The following is a 14596-nucleotide window of genomic DNA, read 5'->3' as shown; positions in this document are numbered from 1 at the left end:
AGCCCCCGCCGGTTCACCGGCGGGGGTTTTTCGTCTTAGGCCGCCACGAAGTCCCGCGTGATCTTCTGCTCGCTGTGTCGCACGGGAAGGGTGAAGCTGACCGTGGTGCCTTCGCCCGGGGTCGAGTGCATTTCCAGCGCGCCGTCGTGCATGGTGATCAAGGACTTTGTAAGCGCCAGCCCCAGCCCGGTGCCTTGGGTCGTCTTCGAGAACTGGCTTTCGACCTGTTCAAAGGGCTTGGCCAATCGCGCCAGGTCTTCCTTGGCGATACCGATGCCGGTGTCGATGACGGAAACCTTGATCAGGTCGCCGAAGGGGTCTCGGCGGACTTCCGCGCGCACGGTCACGCTGCCGGCGCGGGGGGTGAACTTGATGGCGTTGGACAGCAGGTTCAGCAGCACCTGCTTGACGGCGCGATAGTCTGCCTCGATCTCGGGCAGCTGCGGGAAGTCGATGTCCAGCTTGAGGCCCGCAGCCTCGGCGCGATTGCGCACCAGTCGAACGGCGTCCTCGGCGACGTCTTCCAGATGCATCGGCTCGAACTTGAGGTTCATCTTGCCGGCCTCGATCTTCGACATGTCGAGGATGTCGTTGATCAGGGCCAGCAGGTGCTGGCCCGACGAGTGGATGTCCTGGCTGTAGCCCTTGTAGCGCTGGTCGCCGAGCGGTCCGAACATCTCGTTCATCATGATCTCGGAGAAGCCATTGATGGCGTTCAACGGCGTCCGCAGCTCGTGCGACATGTTCGCCAGGAACTCGCTCTTAGCCTTGTTGGCGCTCTCGGCCTTGACCTTCTCGGTCTCGTACTTCCGGGCCAGTTCGGCCAGTTGCTCCTGACTGCGCTCTAGGCCCGTGACGGCGTTCTGAAGCTGTTCTTCGTTCCGTCGCCGCGCTTCTTCCTGGGTCTTGATCGCGGTGATGTCGGCGGCGGTCATGACGAGCCCGCCTTCGGCGGTGCGGCGCTCGCTGATCTGGATCCAGCGACCGTCCATCAGTTCGGCTTCACGAACGCCCTTGGCGCCGTCGGGCGCGGGGTGTTCCTGCTTGATGGCCAGGGCGGCGAAACGATTGACCTCCGCGCGGGCGGCGCCGGGCTTGAGGATCTTGGGCTCAAGCGAAAAGACGCTGCGATAGTTGCGATTGCACATCAGCAGGCGGCCTTGGCGGTCCCACAGCACAAAGGCCTCTGACACGCTTTCGATGGCGTCGCGCAGGCGGTTTTCAGCGGCCTGGGCGCGCGCCTGGGCGATCCGCTCTTCGGTGACGTCCAGCGCCACGCCGATGATGCGGGCGTGACCTTCGGCGCCTGGGTTGCCGAACCCTTGGCCCCGGGCGTCTATCCAGAGCGAGCGTGCGCCCTGTTCCGTCGACGGGACACGAAACGACACGTCGAACGCGCCGTACATGGCCGCATTGGCCAGGGCCTGACGAACGCGTTCGCGGTGGTCGATCGAGATGCGTTCCAGAAGGTCCTGGCCGGAGACCACCCCGCCGCCGCCCCAACCGAACATCGCGCCCGTCACATCGGAGAGATAGACTTGGTCGCCGTTGAGGTCCCATTCCCAGATCCCGCAACGGGCCGCTTCCACGGCGAGCCGAAAGCGACGTTCGCTGTCAATGAACTCGCGATGGGCCACCTCGGCCTTTCGGCTTTGGATCATCAGCAGCAGCGCCAGCGCGATCCCGACGCCCAGGGGAACCAGCAGGCCAAAGGCCCCCTCCATGACCTGACGGTCCAGGTTCGCCACCGATCGCGTCGGCGCCGCCGCAACGGCGAGCAGGGCGCCTTCGGCGACCGGACGCACGACGACGTCCAAGACAGCGCCGTCCGCGCCTTGACCGCGCACGGCGGCGGGACCATCGCCCAGGTCATCGACCGAGACCGCGAACGCCTCGCGAAGCGCGCTCGCGCCTTGCACGCCGCGCCCGCGCGCGGCGATCAGCTTGCCGTCGGGCAAGGCCAAGGCGCCGCTCTCGCCCTTTTCAGGATCGGCGACAAGGCGCGAGGCGTCGCCGCTGGAGATCACGAAGGCGCGTGCGCTATCCAGGGTGGTCGTGGTGGCCACATAGAGGCGGCCCGTCTCGCCGACGGACCCGATCCAGTTCGTTCGGCCCGAACTGCCCGCCGCGAGGGCGGCGGCCTTCCAGTCAGCGCCGTCGTCACGACCTGCGACGGCGACGACGCCTGCCTGGCTGACGACAGCGACGGCCGCAGCCTCGCCGCCCGCCGCGCGCAAGGTCGTCTCAGCGGCGTCCATGGTCGCACCAGGATCACGCTTCAGAAGGTCGGCGGCGGCGGACAGGCCCGCCCGCTGGGCGGCCAGATTGGCGTCCACGCGCCCGGCGATCAGGTGGGCCTTCGCCGCCAGCGGGGCGCCGCCGGGCTGCGTCGAGGCTTCGCGCTGCAGCCGATGGACGCCGAACGCCGTGTAGACGGCCAAAAGGAGGAGCGCTGCGAGGATCGTGACGCGCACGAGCGCCTGAGACGGCGCGCCTACGGGCTTGGCGCGAACAGCCGAGGGCGCGGTCGGCCCGGCTGCCGCCGGCCCTCCGTGTCTGGCCATGCCCTTGTTCAACGCGCCCGAACTCCCGTGGAACCCCATGGCGAGTCACTTCGCCAGAGCGTGAATCTAACGCACCGCCGCCGTGCGCGTCACCGCTGAAGCGCTGGATTTCGAACGTGTGAGCCTATTGGTCGCAATCCGGGGTGCGCGCGCCTTAGCGCAGACTCGTCAGGCGAGCGCCTTGCTGGCCAGTTCGAGGACATTCTTGGACAGATTGGGGTGGGCCACGATACGTTCCAACTGGGCGCGCATCAGGTCGCCCAGCTCAGGCTTGTAGCGCCGCCAACCGCCCAAGGGCTCGACTAGTCGCGCCGCCGTCATCGGATTGAACGCGTCGACCTTGAGAATCTCGTCCGTCAGAAACGCATAGCCCGCGCCGCTGGGGTCATGGAACCGCGCGGGATTGAAGTTGGCGAAGGTCGAGACGAGGGCGCGCAGCCGATTGGGATTGGTGGGCTCAAAGTCGGGGTGCCGGGTCAGGGCGATCACGCGTTCGAGGGCGTCCGGGTTCGGATCGCGGCCTTGCACGGCGAACCACTTGTCCAGCACCAGCGGTTCGCTCCGCCAGGCGTGATGGAAACTGTCGAGGGCCTTTTCACGCGGGACCCCGCCCATGGCGACCATCGGATAGAGGCCGCCGATCATGTCGGTCATGTTGCGCGCCGCGCTGAAATGGCCGAGCAGGCGTGTGAGGTTGTCGGCGTGGTTGTCGGCCGAGAGGGCTTCGGCGCAGGCGTTGCGAAGGGCCCGGCGACCGGCTGCGGAAGCCGCAGGCGAGAACTCTCCGTCGATCTGCATTTCGCCGTGGAGGCGGCGCAGCAGGTCGCCCAGATGCACCGCGATGCGGGTGCGAAGATGATCGCGGGCCTCGTGCAGGGCGGCCGGGTCGGCGGCCTCGAACATCAGAGCCAGATCCGGCTCGGACGGCAGCGCCAGCAACAGCGCCTTGAACGCCGGCTCGGCGGCGTCGTCCGCGAGCGCGCGACCCAGGGCGTCGGCGTAGCGTTCCTCGCCGACCTCGTCAGGCGCGCCGGCCGTGCGCGTCAGGATCAGGTCCCGCGCCAGGGTCTGGCCGGCCTCCCAACGATTGAACAGGTCGGTGTCCGACCCGAACAGGACGTAGCGGTCCGAGGGGCGCGCGTCGGTCGAAAGGTTCACCGGGGCGGAGAACCCGCGAAGCGCCGAGAGCACCGGCGGCTCGGGGATCTTGTCCCACCGCACCGTCATCCGCGCCTGGTCGAGGACGACGATCTCCGTGTCGCGAAGCACGCGCCCGTCCGATGCGAGCAAGCCGATGGCGATCGGAATCGGCAGGGGCTTCTTCACGGGTTGGCCCGGCGTCGGGAGCGTCGTCTGGGCCAGGGTCAGGGTCAGCGCGCCAGCGGCGGCGTCATAGGCGGTCTCGATGGTGACCGATGGGGTGCCGGCCTGCTCGTACCAGCCAAAGAAGCCCGAAAGGTCGCGGCCGGAGGCTTCGGCGAAGCAGGCGATGAACGCCTCCACCGTCGTCGCTTCGCCATCGTGGCGCTGGAAGTAGAGGTCGCAGCCCTTCCGGAACGCGGCCGCGCCCAGGATGGCCTTCAGCATCCGGATGATCTCCGCGCCCTTCTCATAGATGGTCGCGGTGTAGAAGTTGTCGATCTTCAGGTAGCTGGACGGACGGACGGGGTGGGCGAGGGGACCGGCGTCCTCGGCGAACTGGCGGGCGCGCAGCGCGCGGACATCCTTGATCCGCTGTACGGCCGCGCCGCGCATGTCGGCGCTGAAGCCCTGGTCGCGGAAGACCGTGAAGCCTTCCTTCAGGCACAGCTGGAACCAGTCGCGGCAGGTGATGCGATTGCCCGTCCAGTTGTGGAAGTATTCGTGGGCGACCACGGCCTCGATCCGCTCATAGTCGAGGTCGGTCGCCGTTTGGGGATCGGCCAGGAGCAGCGAGCTGTTGAAGATGTTCAGCCCCTTGTTCTCCATGGCCCCGAAGTTGAAGTCGCGCACGGCGACGATCATGAAGAGATCCAGGTCGTACTCGCGACCGAACACCTCCTCGTCCCACTTCATGGCGCGCTTCAGGCTGTCCAGCGCATAGGCGGCGCGCGACGCCTGACCGGGGTCTACGAACACGCGCAGGGCGACTTCACGGCCGCTCATCGTGATGAACTTGTCGATCAGAACGTCGAGATCGCCGGCGACCAGGGCGAAGAGATAGCTTGGCTTGGGGAAGGGATCGGACCACTCGGCGAAATGGCGACCGCCCTCCAGCGAGCCGGTCGCCACCAGGTTCCCGTTGCTGAGCAGATGCGGGAACTTTCCGTCCGCCTCGATCCGCACGCTGTAGCGAGACAGCACGTCGGGACGGTCCGGGAAATAGGTGATGGTGCGGAAGCCTTCGGCTTCGCATTGCGTGCAGAAGCGGCCGCCCGACATGTAGAGGCCCATCAGGGCCTTGTTCGACGAAGGGTCGATCTCGACCTCCGTCGTCAGCACGAACTGGTCCGGCGTCTTCGCCAAGGTGAGATGTTCGGCGTCCACGACATACTGGGTCGGGTCCAGCGTCTGGCCGTCGATCGCGATGGACACCAGCGTCAGGCGCTCGCCGTTCAAGACCAGTGGCTCGCCCTCAGCGCCGGTGCGGCGGACCGAGAGCTCGGCGGTGACACGCGTCCGGGTCGGATGCAGGTCGAAGACCAGGCGCGTGGTCTCGATGGCGAACGGGAACGGGCGATAGTCCGCGAGGCTTACGGCTTGGGGCGTGTCGGTGCGCATCGGCTTTATTTAATCCGGCTCGCCGCCCTCCGCGAGGGACCTTGACGCGGCGGCTTGAATTAATGCGCCGTCCGCCCCGAAGCGACCTAGTCGCCGGAGGGCGGCGCCGACGGTGACTCCTGCAGGTAACGCTCGACCACCATGATCTTCTGCGCCAAGGCGCTTAGCGCGGGCGGCGCGTCCTCGGGGTTGTCAGCCACGAGGGTGAGGACTTCACGGGCGATCGCGTGCAGACGGGGCGCACTGGCGATCAAACGCGCCTGATACTCCATCTTGTGGGGATCGCGATCGTACTCCGCGCCGGGCGTGCGCCAGCCGCCCCAGTCGTTGGGGTCGGTGACCACGACGGGATAGGTCCCCGGATAGGGGTGGTGGGCGCAGTCGCCTTCCTGCTGCCACTTGTTGCGCGCCCGAAGCACCCGCCAGTTCGAGGCCAGACCGCTTTCCTGCGGGTCGACCTTGTCCTCGGGTTTCAGTTCCTGGGCCTGGAACTCGCGACCTAGGCCGACGTCGTAGGTCACGCGCACGGGTTCGTCGAAGCCCTTGGCCCATACGGGCACGATCCGCTCGACGATCGCCCAGCACCCGACGCTGTCAACCCAGACCCGCTGGTTCTTCTGGAAGACGGTCTTGGCCATGAAACGCGACGTGTCCGAGTTGTGAGACTATGGGCATAAGAACCTGAAATTCTTGACGCCGGGTCAATCTTTCCCTTCGCGTGAACGTCGTTCAGTGTGCCGCCTGTGACGCGCCCAAGAGCGCGGCCAGGGAGGTTCCAGTGGATTTCGACTATTCGGACGATCAGAAGTTCCTGAAGGAGGAGGCGCGCAAGTTCCTCGCCGCGCATTGTGACGTCGGCGTTGTCCGCGGCGTTCTCGACAACGCCGACCGCTCGTTTGACGAGAAGCTCTGGAAGGGCGTCGCCGAGCAGGGCTGGCTGGGGGCCTCCATCCCCGAAGAGCACGGCGGCCTGGGTCTTGGTCGTGTCGAGCTTTGCGCCATCGCCGAGGAACTGGGACGCGCCGTCGCGCCGATCCCGTTCGCGTCGACGGTCTATGTTCTCGCCGAGGGTCTGATGGCCTACGGATCCGACGCTCAGAAGGCTTCGATCCTGCCCCGCATCGCGGCGGGCGAGGTGATCGGTTGCCTGGCGACGTCTGAAGGTCCCGGCGTCGTGGGGCCCGCGACGCTGCAATGCCGCGTCGACGGCGGCAAGCTGAGCGGGACGAAGATTCCGGTCACCGACGGCGATGTCGCGGATATCGCTCTGGTGCTGGCCTCGGAGAGCGGTCGCCCGGGCCTCTTCCTGGTGGACCTGAAGGGCGCGGGCGTCTCGCGCGAGACCCTCAAGAGCCTGGACCCCACGCGTGGCGTCGCCAAGATCGTGTTCGACGGCGCGCCGGCTGAGCGCGTCGGTGACGCGGGCGCGGGCTTCGAGGTCGTGCAGGGCGTTCTGGACCGCGCGGCCGTTCTGCTGGCCTTCGAGCAACTGGGCGGCGCCGACCGATGCCTGGAGATGGCCAAGGAGTACGCTCTGGGCCGCTACGCCTTTGGTCGCGTGATCGCCGGCTATCAGGCCATCAAGCACAAGCTGGCCGACATGTACGTCAAGAACGAGGTCGCGCGCTCGAACGCCTACTACGGCGCCTGGGCGCTGAACGACGGCGCTCAGGAACTGCCTGTCGCTGCTGCGGCGGCGCGGATCGCCGCCTCGGAGGCCTTCTGGTTCGCCAGCAAGGAAAACATCCAGGTTCACGGCGGCATGGGCTTCACCTGGGATGTCGACTGCCACCTCTACTACCGCCGCTCGCGCCAGCTGAGCCTCGTGGCCGGAGCCCCGAAGGTCTGGAAAGAGCGTTTGGTGTCGGAACTCGAAAAGAAAAACGCGGCTTAAGGAGCGGAAGATCATGGATTTCAACGATTCCACCGAAGAAGCCGCCTATCGCGAAAAGGCTCGCGCTTGGCTGGCCGAGAACGCCGCCGCGCACCGCGCCAAGTGGGGCGAGCTGAAGCCGAACACGCCCGAGCACATGGCGGCCGCCAAGGAGTGGCAGGCCACCAAGGCCAGCGCTGGCTATGCCTGCATCACCTGGCCCGCCGCGATTGGCGGCGGTGGCGGCACGCCGATCCAGTCGGTGATCTTTGGCCAGGAAGAGACCAAGGCCGGGCTCGGCTACGGCTACTTCACGATCGGCCTGGGCATGTGCGTGCCCACGGTGATGGCCTTCTCCGACGGCGAGACCAAGAAGCGCTTCGTCAGCCCCGCCGTTCGCGGTGATGAGATCTGGTGCCAGCTGTTCTCGGAACCGGCCGGCGGCTCTGACGTCGCCGCCCTGCGCACCCGCGCCGTCAAGGACGGCGACGAGTGGGTGATCAACGGCCAGAAGGTCTGGACCACCGGCGCTCACTATTGCGACTACGGCATCCTGCTGACCCGGACCGATCCCGATGTGCCCAAGCACAAGGGTCTGACCATGTTCTGGATCGACATGAAGGATCCGGCGGTCGAGTGCCGTCCGATCCACCAGATGTCGGGCGGACGCGAGTTCAACGAGGTCTATTTCACCGACCTGCGCGTCAAGGACAGCCAGCGTCTGGGCGAGGTCGGCGACGGCTGGAAGGTCGCCCTCGTCACCCTGATGAACGAGCGCCTCGCCGTCGGCGGTTCGGCCGGTCCGAACTATCGCGAGATCATGAAGCTGGCTCGCGAGCTGGCGGGGGCCACTGGTCCGTCGCTGAAGGATCAGTCTTTCCGCGAAAAGCTGGCCGACTGGTACGTGCAGTCCGAGGGCCTGAAGTTCACGCGTTTCCGCACCATGACCGCGCTGTCGCGTGGCCAGACGCCTGGACCGGAAAGCTCGATCGGCAAGATCATCTCGGCCAACCAGTTGCAGGAACTGGCCAACACCGCCGTCGAGATGGAGGACCAGTACGGCATCCTCTCCGATCCCGAGGTTGCGCCCGCCGAAGCGGCTTTCCAGCAAAGTCTGATGTGGGCGCCGGGTCTGCGGATCGCGGGCGGCACCGATGAAATCTTGAAGAACATCATCGCCGAGCGCGTGTTGGGCCTGCCCGGCGACGTGCGAGTCGATAAGGACGTTGCGTTCAAGGACATGCCGACCGGACGTTGATTTCGTCGAATCTTTAAACGACTTCAAAGCAGGCGAGTCGGTGGCGGACTAGGTTAGCCATCGACTCGCCGACACTTCGCCTAGTTGTTTCCGACCTCTGGAAACGTGCGGAAATCCCACAAATTCGCCTGCCAAGCGAACCCCGGCTCTCATGAAGAAGACTTCATTGTCCGGCGGGTTGAGCTGACCTTGACAGGGGCCAATCCCGGGCACATGAGAGATCGTTGTTTTATAGTTAACGGCGACGGCTGAAGGGGGATTCATGCGCGAGGCCGGGGACGCATTTGCGCGCCTTCGCACGCTCCGCGACGCGGCGGGGCGCCTTGTCGCCAGCCGCGCCTTCCTGCTGCGCCGCGCGCCTGTCGGGGCCTTGGTGGCGGCGGTGGTTATCCCGCTCGTCGGCTGTGACACCGGCCCCAACTTCTGGTTCAACAAGCGCGCCAGCGCCTGCCCGCGTCCCCAGGCGGCGCAGGGCGTCTCTGGGCAATTCAACCAGCAACAGCAGGAAATCCGGTCGCTTCGCCAAGGCGGTTTCCGCGGCGACTTTTTCGCCCAGCTCGAGCTGGCGCGGCGATACGAAGGTCAGCGCGCCGTCGATAAAAACCTGGAAGACCCGGTCGAGGCCGCGGTCTGGTACGCCATGGCGCTGGCCAACTCCGGCGGCTATGCGCCGATCGCCGCCTATGAGCGTCGCGGCAAGGAATCGCGGGCGGTTTCGCGCTTTGACGACTGCCGCGCCTTTGAGCGCCGTAGCGCCTATGGGGCGCTGGATCGCCTGCTTTCGCGGATGTCGACCGAGGAGCGCGAAAAGGTCCGCAACCGCGTGATCTATATCCTGTCAACTCAGAGCGCGGACGGGTTCCGAACGCTCGCGCGGATGCACGACGGCTATTTCGGTCCCTTCGGCGAGCCCTCCGACAACCTCCAGGCCATCGAGGCTTACGGCAAGCCCAGCCAGCCCGGCGCGGCTGCGGCGCTGGATCTGTTCCGCCGCAACGACGTCGACGCCTACCTGTACAACTACCTCGCCGTACAGACGGGCGACGTCTCGGCCTATGTGATGCTGAAGGACTTCGAGCGGTCCTCGCCGCAGCGGGCCTCGTACGGGTCGTTCGTGGAGACCAAGGCCAAGCGCTGGATTCCGCCCTACGAGTTCTATCCGCCCGAATCTCCGGACTCCGGCGTTCCTCACTCCGATGAGGCCGACCTGTCGGGTGAGGCGCGCGAGTCGGCGCTCTATCGCATCGCCGAGCTGCCGTTCGTCCACGTCGGCGAGTCGCTTTCCTATCTGCGCTTGATCCCCACGGCGGTGCTGGACGAGAAGATGCTGAGCGTCACCGAGGTCCAGACCCTTCAGAGCATGATCGGACGTCCCAACACCGGTCGTCTTTCCCCCATCGAAAAGGTGCGCGCCGTGCAGTACGCGGCGGTCAACGGCTCCTCGAAGGCCCAGCTGGTGCTGGCGGTCATGTACTCGGAGGGCGTCGGAGTGCCGCGCGACTACGCCCGCGCCTACCACTGGTACGAAGAGGCCGAGCGCCAGGGATCGGCGGAGGCCAAGTACGCCATGTCGACCTTCTTCTCGCTGGGCCTGCAGGGCGTGGCGGACCAGGACCGGGCCAAGGCGGTGGTCTATCAGATCGACGGCGCCCTGGCCGGCTTCAAGCCCTCGGCTTGGCGACTGCAGCAGCTGCTGGCGCAGGTCTCGCGACCGCCGCGTGCGGCGGGCGAGCGAGCGCCGCCCCGGCCGATCTACGGCGCCGACGACTACCGGGCCGCGCCGCGCGCCGAGGACCGTGACCCGCGACAGGACCAGCCTGGCTCCGACCGGGGCGGGCGTCCGTACAACGAAGGGAACTACTAGATGCGCCGCCTCAGCCGCCTGCTGGCGCTTTGGGCCGCTGTGACCCTCGGCGCCGCTCTCGCCGCCGCGCCCGAGCTGGCCGTCGCCTCGCCCGACGCCAAGATCGATCAGCAGATCCGCCCCTGCTTCGGGCTGCTGCTGCAGCCCAATCTTTCCCACGGCTGCAAGGTCCGCGATGTGCGGCCCAAGCCCTGCCCGCGAGGCACGATCCGCTCGAAGGGGCGCTGCGTCGTGCCGTACAACAACGGCGGCGGCTACGCCTACGTCTCGCGAGAGATCAACTGTGACTACGCCTATCCGGGCCAGGTCTCCGATACGCTGTATCGCCTCTATGAAGGCGATGTGCTGACCCTGACCTCGACCAATGGCGGGGCCTGTGTCGACTCGCTGAACATCACCAAGTCGATCAGCATCGTGGTGCGCGACTATTCGCCCAGCCGCACGCGTCCGATCCTGATCGCCGGCAGCGGCCAGCCCTGCATCAAGATCCAGCCCGGTGTGCAGTACGTGGTTCTGGACGGCCTGGGTATCGAGGCCACCCGCGCCGGCGCCGCCTCGTGCATCGTCGGTCGCGCCACCGAGATCGCCCTGCGCGGCGTGACCGTCCGCTACGACGGCGAGGGCTCGGCCTTCGACGTCGGCGACAGCCGCATCGAGCTGGCGCAGAGCACCTTCATCGGCCGCACCCGCCAGCCCGTGGTCAAGGCCACCGGCACGATCATGGCCGCCGATGTCGAGATCGCCGCCACCGCCATCGGCGCCGCGCTCGAGACCTCGGGCGACAGCCGTCTGCGCGACGTGCGTGTCGTGCGTCTCGGCGACTGGACGGGATCGTCGCGCACCCGCAACTCCGCCGGCTTCATCATCGCCGGCATGAATCGCCAGCAGTTGGTCCAGATCGACGGGCTCTATGTCGACGGCTTCTCGCGCGGCATCTATGTCGGCGGCGGCGACGAGACCACGCTGCTGCGTCCGGTGGTTCGCGACAGCGACTGGGCCGTGACGCTCGAGAACGCCAACCTGCGGGTGGTCGAGGGTGAGCTGGAGGCCGTGGACGTTGGCATCTATGCGGCGTCTGGCGTCGTCTTTGCGTCGAACAACAAGATCATGGGCGTCATGCGCTCGGGCATCTACGCCGACGCCGGCGGTCAGGTGCGTGCGGTCGACAACCGCGTCTATGCGCGCCCCGAAGGCTGCCGCGCCCTGGTCACGGGCTTCTTCAACGGCGAACTGACCTGCCGTCCGTGGTTCGAGGCGCCGGAGCTTTACCGCACGCCCCGTGACCGCGCCCGTCTGGATTTCGACAGCTATTGGCCCGCGCCCGCCGTGATCGCCGGCGTCGCCGCTCAAACGCCGGCTGAACTGTCCGGCCCGCCGCCGGCCAGCGCGCCCGTTTCCGCGCCTCAACAAGGGGGAGCTCCGCGATGAGCACGTCCGTTCGCGGCCCGATGGCCGCTTGCCTCTGCGCCCTTGTGACCTTGTCTAGCGTCGTGGCGACCCAGGCCTGGGCCCAGAGCGGTCCTGGCGGCCCGGGGCGTGGACGCGAGGTCTGCGGCGCGCCGATGACGGGCGCCGCGCCCGACATCATGAGCTATGACAGCGCAACCGGGACGCAGGTCTTCGTCAACAGCGGCCGGGCAACCGGCACCGACGTCTCGGCCTATAATGCGCAGAGCGGTTCGGCCGCCCAGTTCTCCGGCGACCTGAGCCGTCCGGGCCTGGTGTCGTCGTGCTCGGTCGATGGTTTCAGCCGTCAGGCTTACGGCGTTGACGCCACCCGCCCGGGCCAAGTGGTCGTTTCGGGCCGTGACGAGCGCGGCGAGCGTTGGGCGTTCACCCGCGCCGACGGCAAGGTCGAGGTCTGGGACCCGCGCGGCGACAATCGCTGCTTCAAGTCGGGCCTCGGCATCTTCACGCCCGCCGGCGGCTATGGCGTGGCCTTGGCCACTCCGCCCGGCGCTGTCGGCGTCGGCATCGCGGCGGGTCAGCACTTCGGCGGCGTCGGCGTCGGGGCCAACCGCAACTTCGTCGGCGCGGGCCTCGTCGGATGCTGAGGTCGGCCTTCGCGGTCGGCCTTCTGGTGATCGGCCTGTCGGCCTGCGCGTCGCCACGACCGCCTGGTCCGCCGCCGCCGTCGGCCCCGAACCGCGCCAAGGTGACGCCGCCGCCGCCGCCGATCGAGGCGATCCGCCCGCGCTACTGACTGGGGCGCCCCTTCCGCCAGAGAGACCCCGATGCTGAAGCTTCTGTCGATCCTGGCGTTGGTGCTCGCGCCGTCTTTGGCGTTCGCCGAGGTCTCGCCGCAACAACGGGCGGTCGAGGCCGTAATCGCCGATAGCGCCGCCGGCTGGAACGCCGGTGATGTCGCCCGCTTCATGGCCAGCTATTCGGACGCGCCGGAAACCAGCTTCGTCACCGAGGAAGGCCTGGTGCGCGGCAAGGCCGCGATGCTGGCCCGCTACAAGGCCAAGTACGACTTCGGCGATCCGGCCAAGCGCGGCGTCCTGACCTTCACGTCGGTCGACTTCCGCCTGCTGGACCCGACCCACGCGCTGTACGTGGGCCGGTGGGCGCTGGCCTATCCCAACGGGACCTCGGCCAAGGGATACACCAGCCTGATCATGGCCCTGGAGCCCGGCGGCTGGCGCATCATCGCCGATCACAGCAGCTAGAAGGCTCTAGGGCGCGATCGTCGTCTTGAAGGTCGGCGCCTTGCGGTGCTGGGTGGCCTGCTCGTAGGCGTAGCCCAGGTTCAGCAGCAGCTTCTCGCTCCAGGCCGGGCCGATGAACGACAGCCCGACCGGCAGGCCTGACACGTCTCCCATCGGCACGGTCAGGTGCGGATAGCCGGCCACGGCGGGCAGGGTGGTCGAGGAGCCGCCGTAGTTGTCGCCGTTCAACGGATCGATGGTCCAGGCCGGGCCGGTGGTCGGGGCGATGATGGCCATCGCGCCGGTGTCCTTCAGGATCTTGTCGATGCCTTCAGGACCGGCCATGCGCTTGGAGTCAGCCAGCGCCTTCAGATACTCCGGATCCTCCAGGCCCTTGGTCTTTTCGGCCCGCTCGAAGCTCTCCTGGCCGAACCATTCGAACTCCTTGGGCGTGGCCTTGTTGAAGGCGATCAGGTCGGCCAGCGTGCGGGTCGGGACCTTCTTGGGATCGGTCGAGGCGAGGTACGCGGCCATGTCGGCCTTGAGTTCGGTGTAGAGCACCACGCCCTCGGCGCGGCCGATCGGGCCTTCATTGAACTCCTTGACGTCGACCAGGGTCGCGCCCTGGGCCTCGAGGTCCTTCAGCGCCCGCTCGAACACCGCGTCGGTCTTGGGCGAATAGCCGGTGTAGAACCGGGCCACGGCCAGCTTGACGCCCTTCAGCGCGGTCTTGGACAAGCCCGCCGCGTAGTCGGTTTTGCGGGCGTCGGCCTCCTTGGTGGCCGGGTCGGCCTGGTCGGAGCCGGCGATGATGGTCAGCACCTTGGCCGCGTCCTCGACCGTCAGGGTCATCGGGCCGGCGGTGTCCTGGCTGTGGCTGATCGGCACGATGTGGGTGCGCGACACGAGGCCCACGGTCGGCTTCAGGCCCACCAGGCCGTTGATCGCCGAGGGGCAGGTAATCGAGCCGTCGGTCTCGGTGCCGATGGCCAGGGGGGCCAGGCCCGCCGCCACCGCCGCGCCCGAGCCGCTGGACGAGCCGCAGGCGCTGCGGTCCAAGGCGTAGGGGTTGCGCACCGTGCCGCCCACCGCGCTCCAGCCGCTGATCGAGTGGTTGGAGCGGATATTGGCCCACTCCGACAGGTTGGCCTTGCCCAGGATAACGAGACCCGCGTCGCGCAGGCGCTTGGCCACCGGCGCGTCGCGGCCGGTGATGTTGTCCTTCAGCGCCAGCGAGCCGGCCGTGGTCGGCAGGGGATCGGCGCTTTCGATATTGTCCTTCAGCAGGATCGGCACGCCATGCAGGGCCGATCGGACCTTGCCGGCCTTGCGCTCGGCGTCCAGCGCCTTGGCGTCGCTGATCGCGTTAGGGTTCGTAGCGATCACGGCGCGGAGGACGGGGTTGCGCTCCTTGATCGTGGCCAGGGCCGCCTTGGTCGCCTGTTCGGCTGTCTGGGCCGAGGCGTGTCCCGCAAGCAAGGCGACGGCGGCGGCGCCGGCCAGGATGGCGAACTTGGTCATGAAGCGTTTCCCCCAACGCGGCCGCGACTCCGGCGGCCGAACGGGGCGGAGGATGGGGGCAAAAAACCCCGTTCGCCAAGCGCCAACCGCCTCATTCATCCCTGA

At 67.5% G+C, this 14596-nt stretch carries 11 protein-coding genes; 7 read left to right on the top strand and 4 right to left on the bottom strand.

Going from position 1 to position 14596, the window contains the following annotated elements; translation table 11 throughout:
• Positions 1-35: 35 nt before the first annotated feature.
• The 3 genes from pleC to CA606_RS12850 all read right to left on the bottom strand — a co-directional run bounded on the left by pleC (position 36) and on the right by CA606_RS12850 (position 5962).
• Positions 36-2564, bottom strand: coding sequence for a cell cycle histidine kinase PleC (gene pleC, locus CA606_RS12860; RefSeq protein WP_096050771.1), 2529 nt, complete (start codon positions 2562-2564; stop codon positions 36-38).
• Between the two features lie 168 nt (positions 2565-2732).
• A complete protein-coding gene (gene pepN, locus CA606_RS12855; protein ID WP_096050772.1) occupies positions 2733-5324 on the bottom strand; it encodes an aminopeptidase N in 2592 nt (863 codons plus the stop codon).
• Between the two features lie 86 nt (positions 5325-5410).
• A complete protein-coding gene (locus CA606_RS12850) occupies positions 5411-5962 on the bottom strand; it encodes a hypothetical protein (RefSeq protein ID WP_096050773.1) in 552 nt (183 codons plus the stop codon).
• Positions 5963-6102: 140 nt separating this feature from the next.
• On the opposite strand from CA606_RS12850, the gene CA606_RS12845 reads away from it, so the two are divergent.
• The 7 genes from CA606_RS12845 to CA606_RS12815 all read left to right on the top strand — a co-directional run bounded on the left by CA606_RS12845 (position 6103) and on the right by CA606_RS12815 (position 12991).
• Positions 6103-7218, top strand: a complete 1116-nt coding sequence (locus CA606_RS12845) for an acyl-CoA dehydrogenase family protein (RefSeq protein WP_096050774.1) — start codon at positions 6103-6105, stop codon at positions 7216-7218.
• Between the two features lie 13 nt (positions 7219-7231).
• The gene (locus CA606_RS12840) at positions 7232-8455 is read left to right on the top strand and encodes an acyl-CoA dehydrogenase family protein (protein ID WP_096050775.1); all 1224 of its coding nucleotides are present in this window, start codon (positions 7232-7234) and stop codon (positions 8453-8455) included.
• A gap of 262 nt (positions 8456-8717) precedes the next feature.
• Complete coding sequence (locus CA606_RS12835) at positions 8718-10319, top strand: tetratricopeptide repeat protein (protein WP_096050776.1); 1602 nt, start codon at positions 8718-8720, stop codon at positions 10317-10319.
• Positions 10320-11747, top strand: coding sequence for a hypothetical protein (locus CA606_RS12830; RefSeq protein ID WP_096050777.1), 1428 nt, complete (start codon positions 10320-10322; stop codon positions 11745-11747).
• Positions 11744-12373 (top strand): hypothetical protein, encoded by a 630-nt coding sequence (locus CA606_RS12825; RefSeq protein WP_096050778.1) that lies wholly within the window; start codon positions 11744-11746, stop codon positions 12371-12373. Before CA606_RS12830 ends, CA606_RS12825 begins: the two co-directional genes overlap by 4 nt.
• The gene (locus tag CA606_RS12820; protein WP_181242578.1) at positions 12367-12522 is read left to right on the top strand and encodes a hypothetical protein; all 156 of its coding nucleotides are present in this window, start codon (positions 12367-12369) and stop codon (positions 12520-12522) included. The genes CA606_RS12825 and CA606_RS12820 overlap by 7 nt, the downstream gene beginning before the upstream one ends.
• A 31-nt stretch (positions 12523-12553) precedes the next feature.
• Complete coding sequence (locus tag CA606_RS12815; protein WP_096050779.1) at positions 12554-12991, top strand: YybH family protein; 438 nt, start codon at positions 12554-12556, stop codon at positions 12989-12991.
• 6 nt (positions 12992-12997) lie between these two features.
• On the opposite strand, the gene CA606_RS12810 is transcribed toward CA606_RS12815, so the two are convergent.
• Positions 12998-14590: an amidase gene (locus CA606_RS12810; protein ID WP_181242577.1), complete on the bottom strand. Its 1593-nt coding sequence runs from the start codon at positions 14588-14590 to the stop codon at positions 12998-13000.
• Positions 14591-14596: the final 6 nt, after the last annotated feature.

The sequence above is a fragment of the Caulobacter vibrioides genome, assembly GCF_002310375.3.
GTDB lineage: Bacteria > Pseudomonadota > Alphaproteobacteria > Caulobacterales > Caulobacteraceae > Caulobacter > Caulobacter vibrioides_D.
Note: the sequence above shows the minus strand (reverse complement) of the source record. Positions and strands in the feature narration are given on the sequence as shown.

What these genes read in the sequence shown, in the direction of transcription:
- pleC (WP_096050771.1), bottom strand. Translation starts at nt 2,564, where the DNA reads ATGGCCAGACACGGAGGGCCGGCGGCAGCCGGGCCGACCGCGCCCTCG.
- pepN (WP_096050772.1), bottom strand. Translation starts at nt 5,324, where the DNA reads ATGCGCACCGACACGCCCCAAGCCGTAAGCCTCGCGGACTATCGCCCG.
- CA606_RS12850 (WP_096050773.1), bottom strand. Translation starts at nt 5,962, where the DNA reads ATGGCCAAGACCGTCTTCCAGAAGAACCAGCGGGTCTGGGTTGACAGC.
- CA606_RS12840 (WP_096050775.1), top strand. Translation starts at nt 7,232, where the DNA reads ATGGATTTCAACGATTCCACCGAAGAAGCCGCCTATCGCGAAAAGGCT.
- CA606_RS12835 (WP_096050776.1), top strand. Translation starts at nt 8,718, where the DNA reads ATGCGCGAGGCCGGGGACGCATTTGCGCGCCTTCGCACGCTCCGCGAC.
- CA606_RS12830 (WP_096050777.1), top strand. Translation starts at nt 10,320, where the DNA reads ATGCGCCGCCTCAGCCGCCTGCTGGCGCTTTGGGCCGCTGTGACCCTC.
- CA606_RS12825 (WP_096050778.1), top strand. Translation starts at nt 11,744, where the DNA reads ATGAGCACGTCCGTTCGCGGCCCGATGGCCGCTTGCCTCTGCGCCCTT.
- CA606_RS12820 (WP_181242578.1), top strand. Translation starts at nt 12,367, where the DNA reads ATGCTGAGGTCGGCCTTCGCGGTCGGCCTTCTGGTGATCGGCCTGTCG.
- CA606_RS12815 (WP_096050779.1), top strand. Translation starts at nt 12,554, where the DNA reads ATGCTGAAGCTTCTGTCGATCCTGGCGTTGGTGCTCGCGCCGTCTTTG.
- CA606_RS12810 (WP_181242577.1), bottom strand. Translation starts at nt 14,590, where the DNA reads ATGAATGAGGCGGTTGGCGCTTGGCGAACGGGGTTTTTTGCCCCCATC.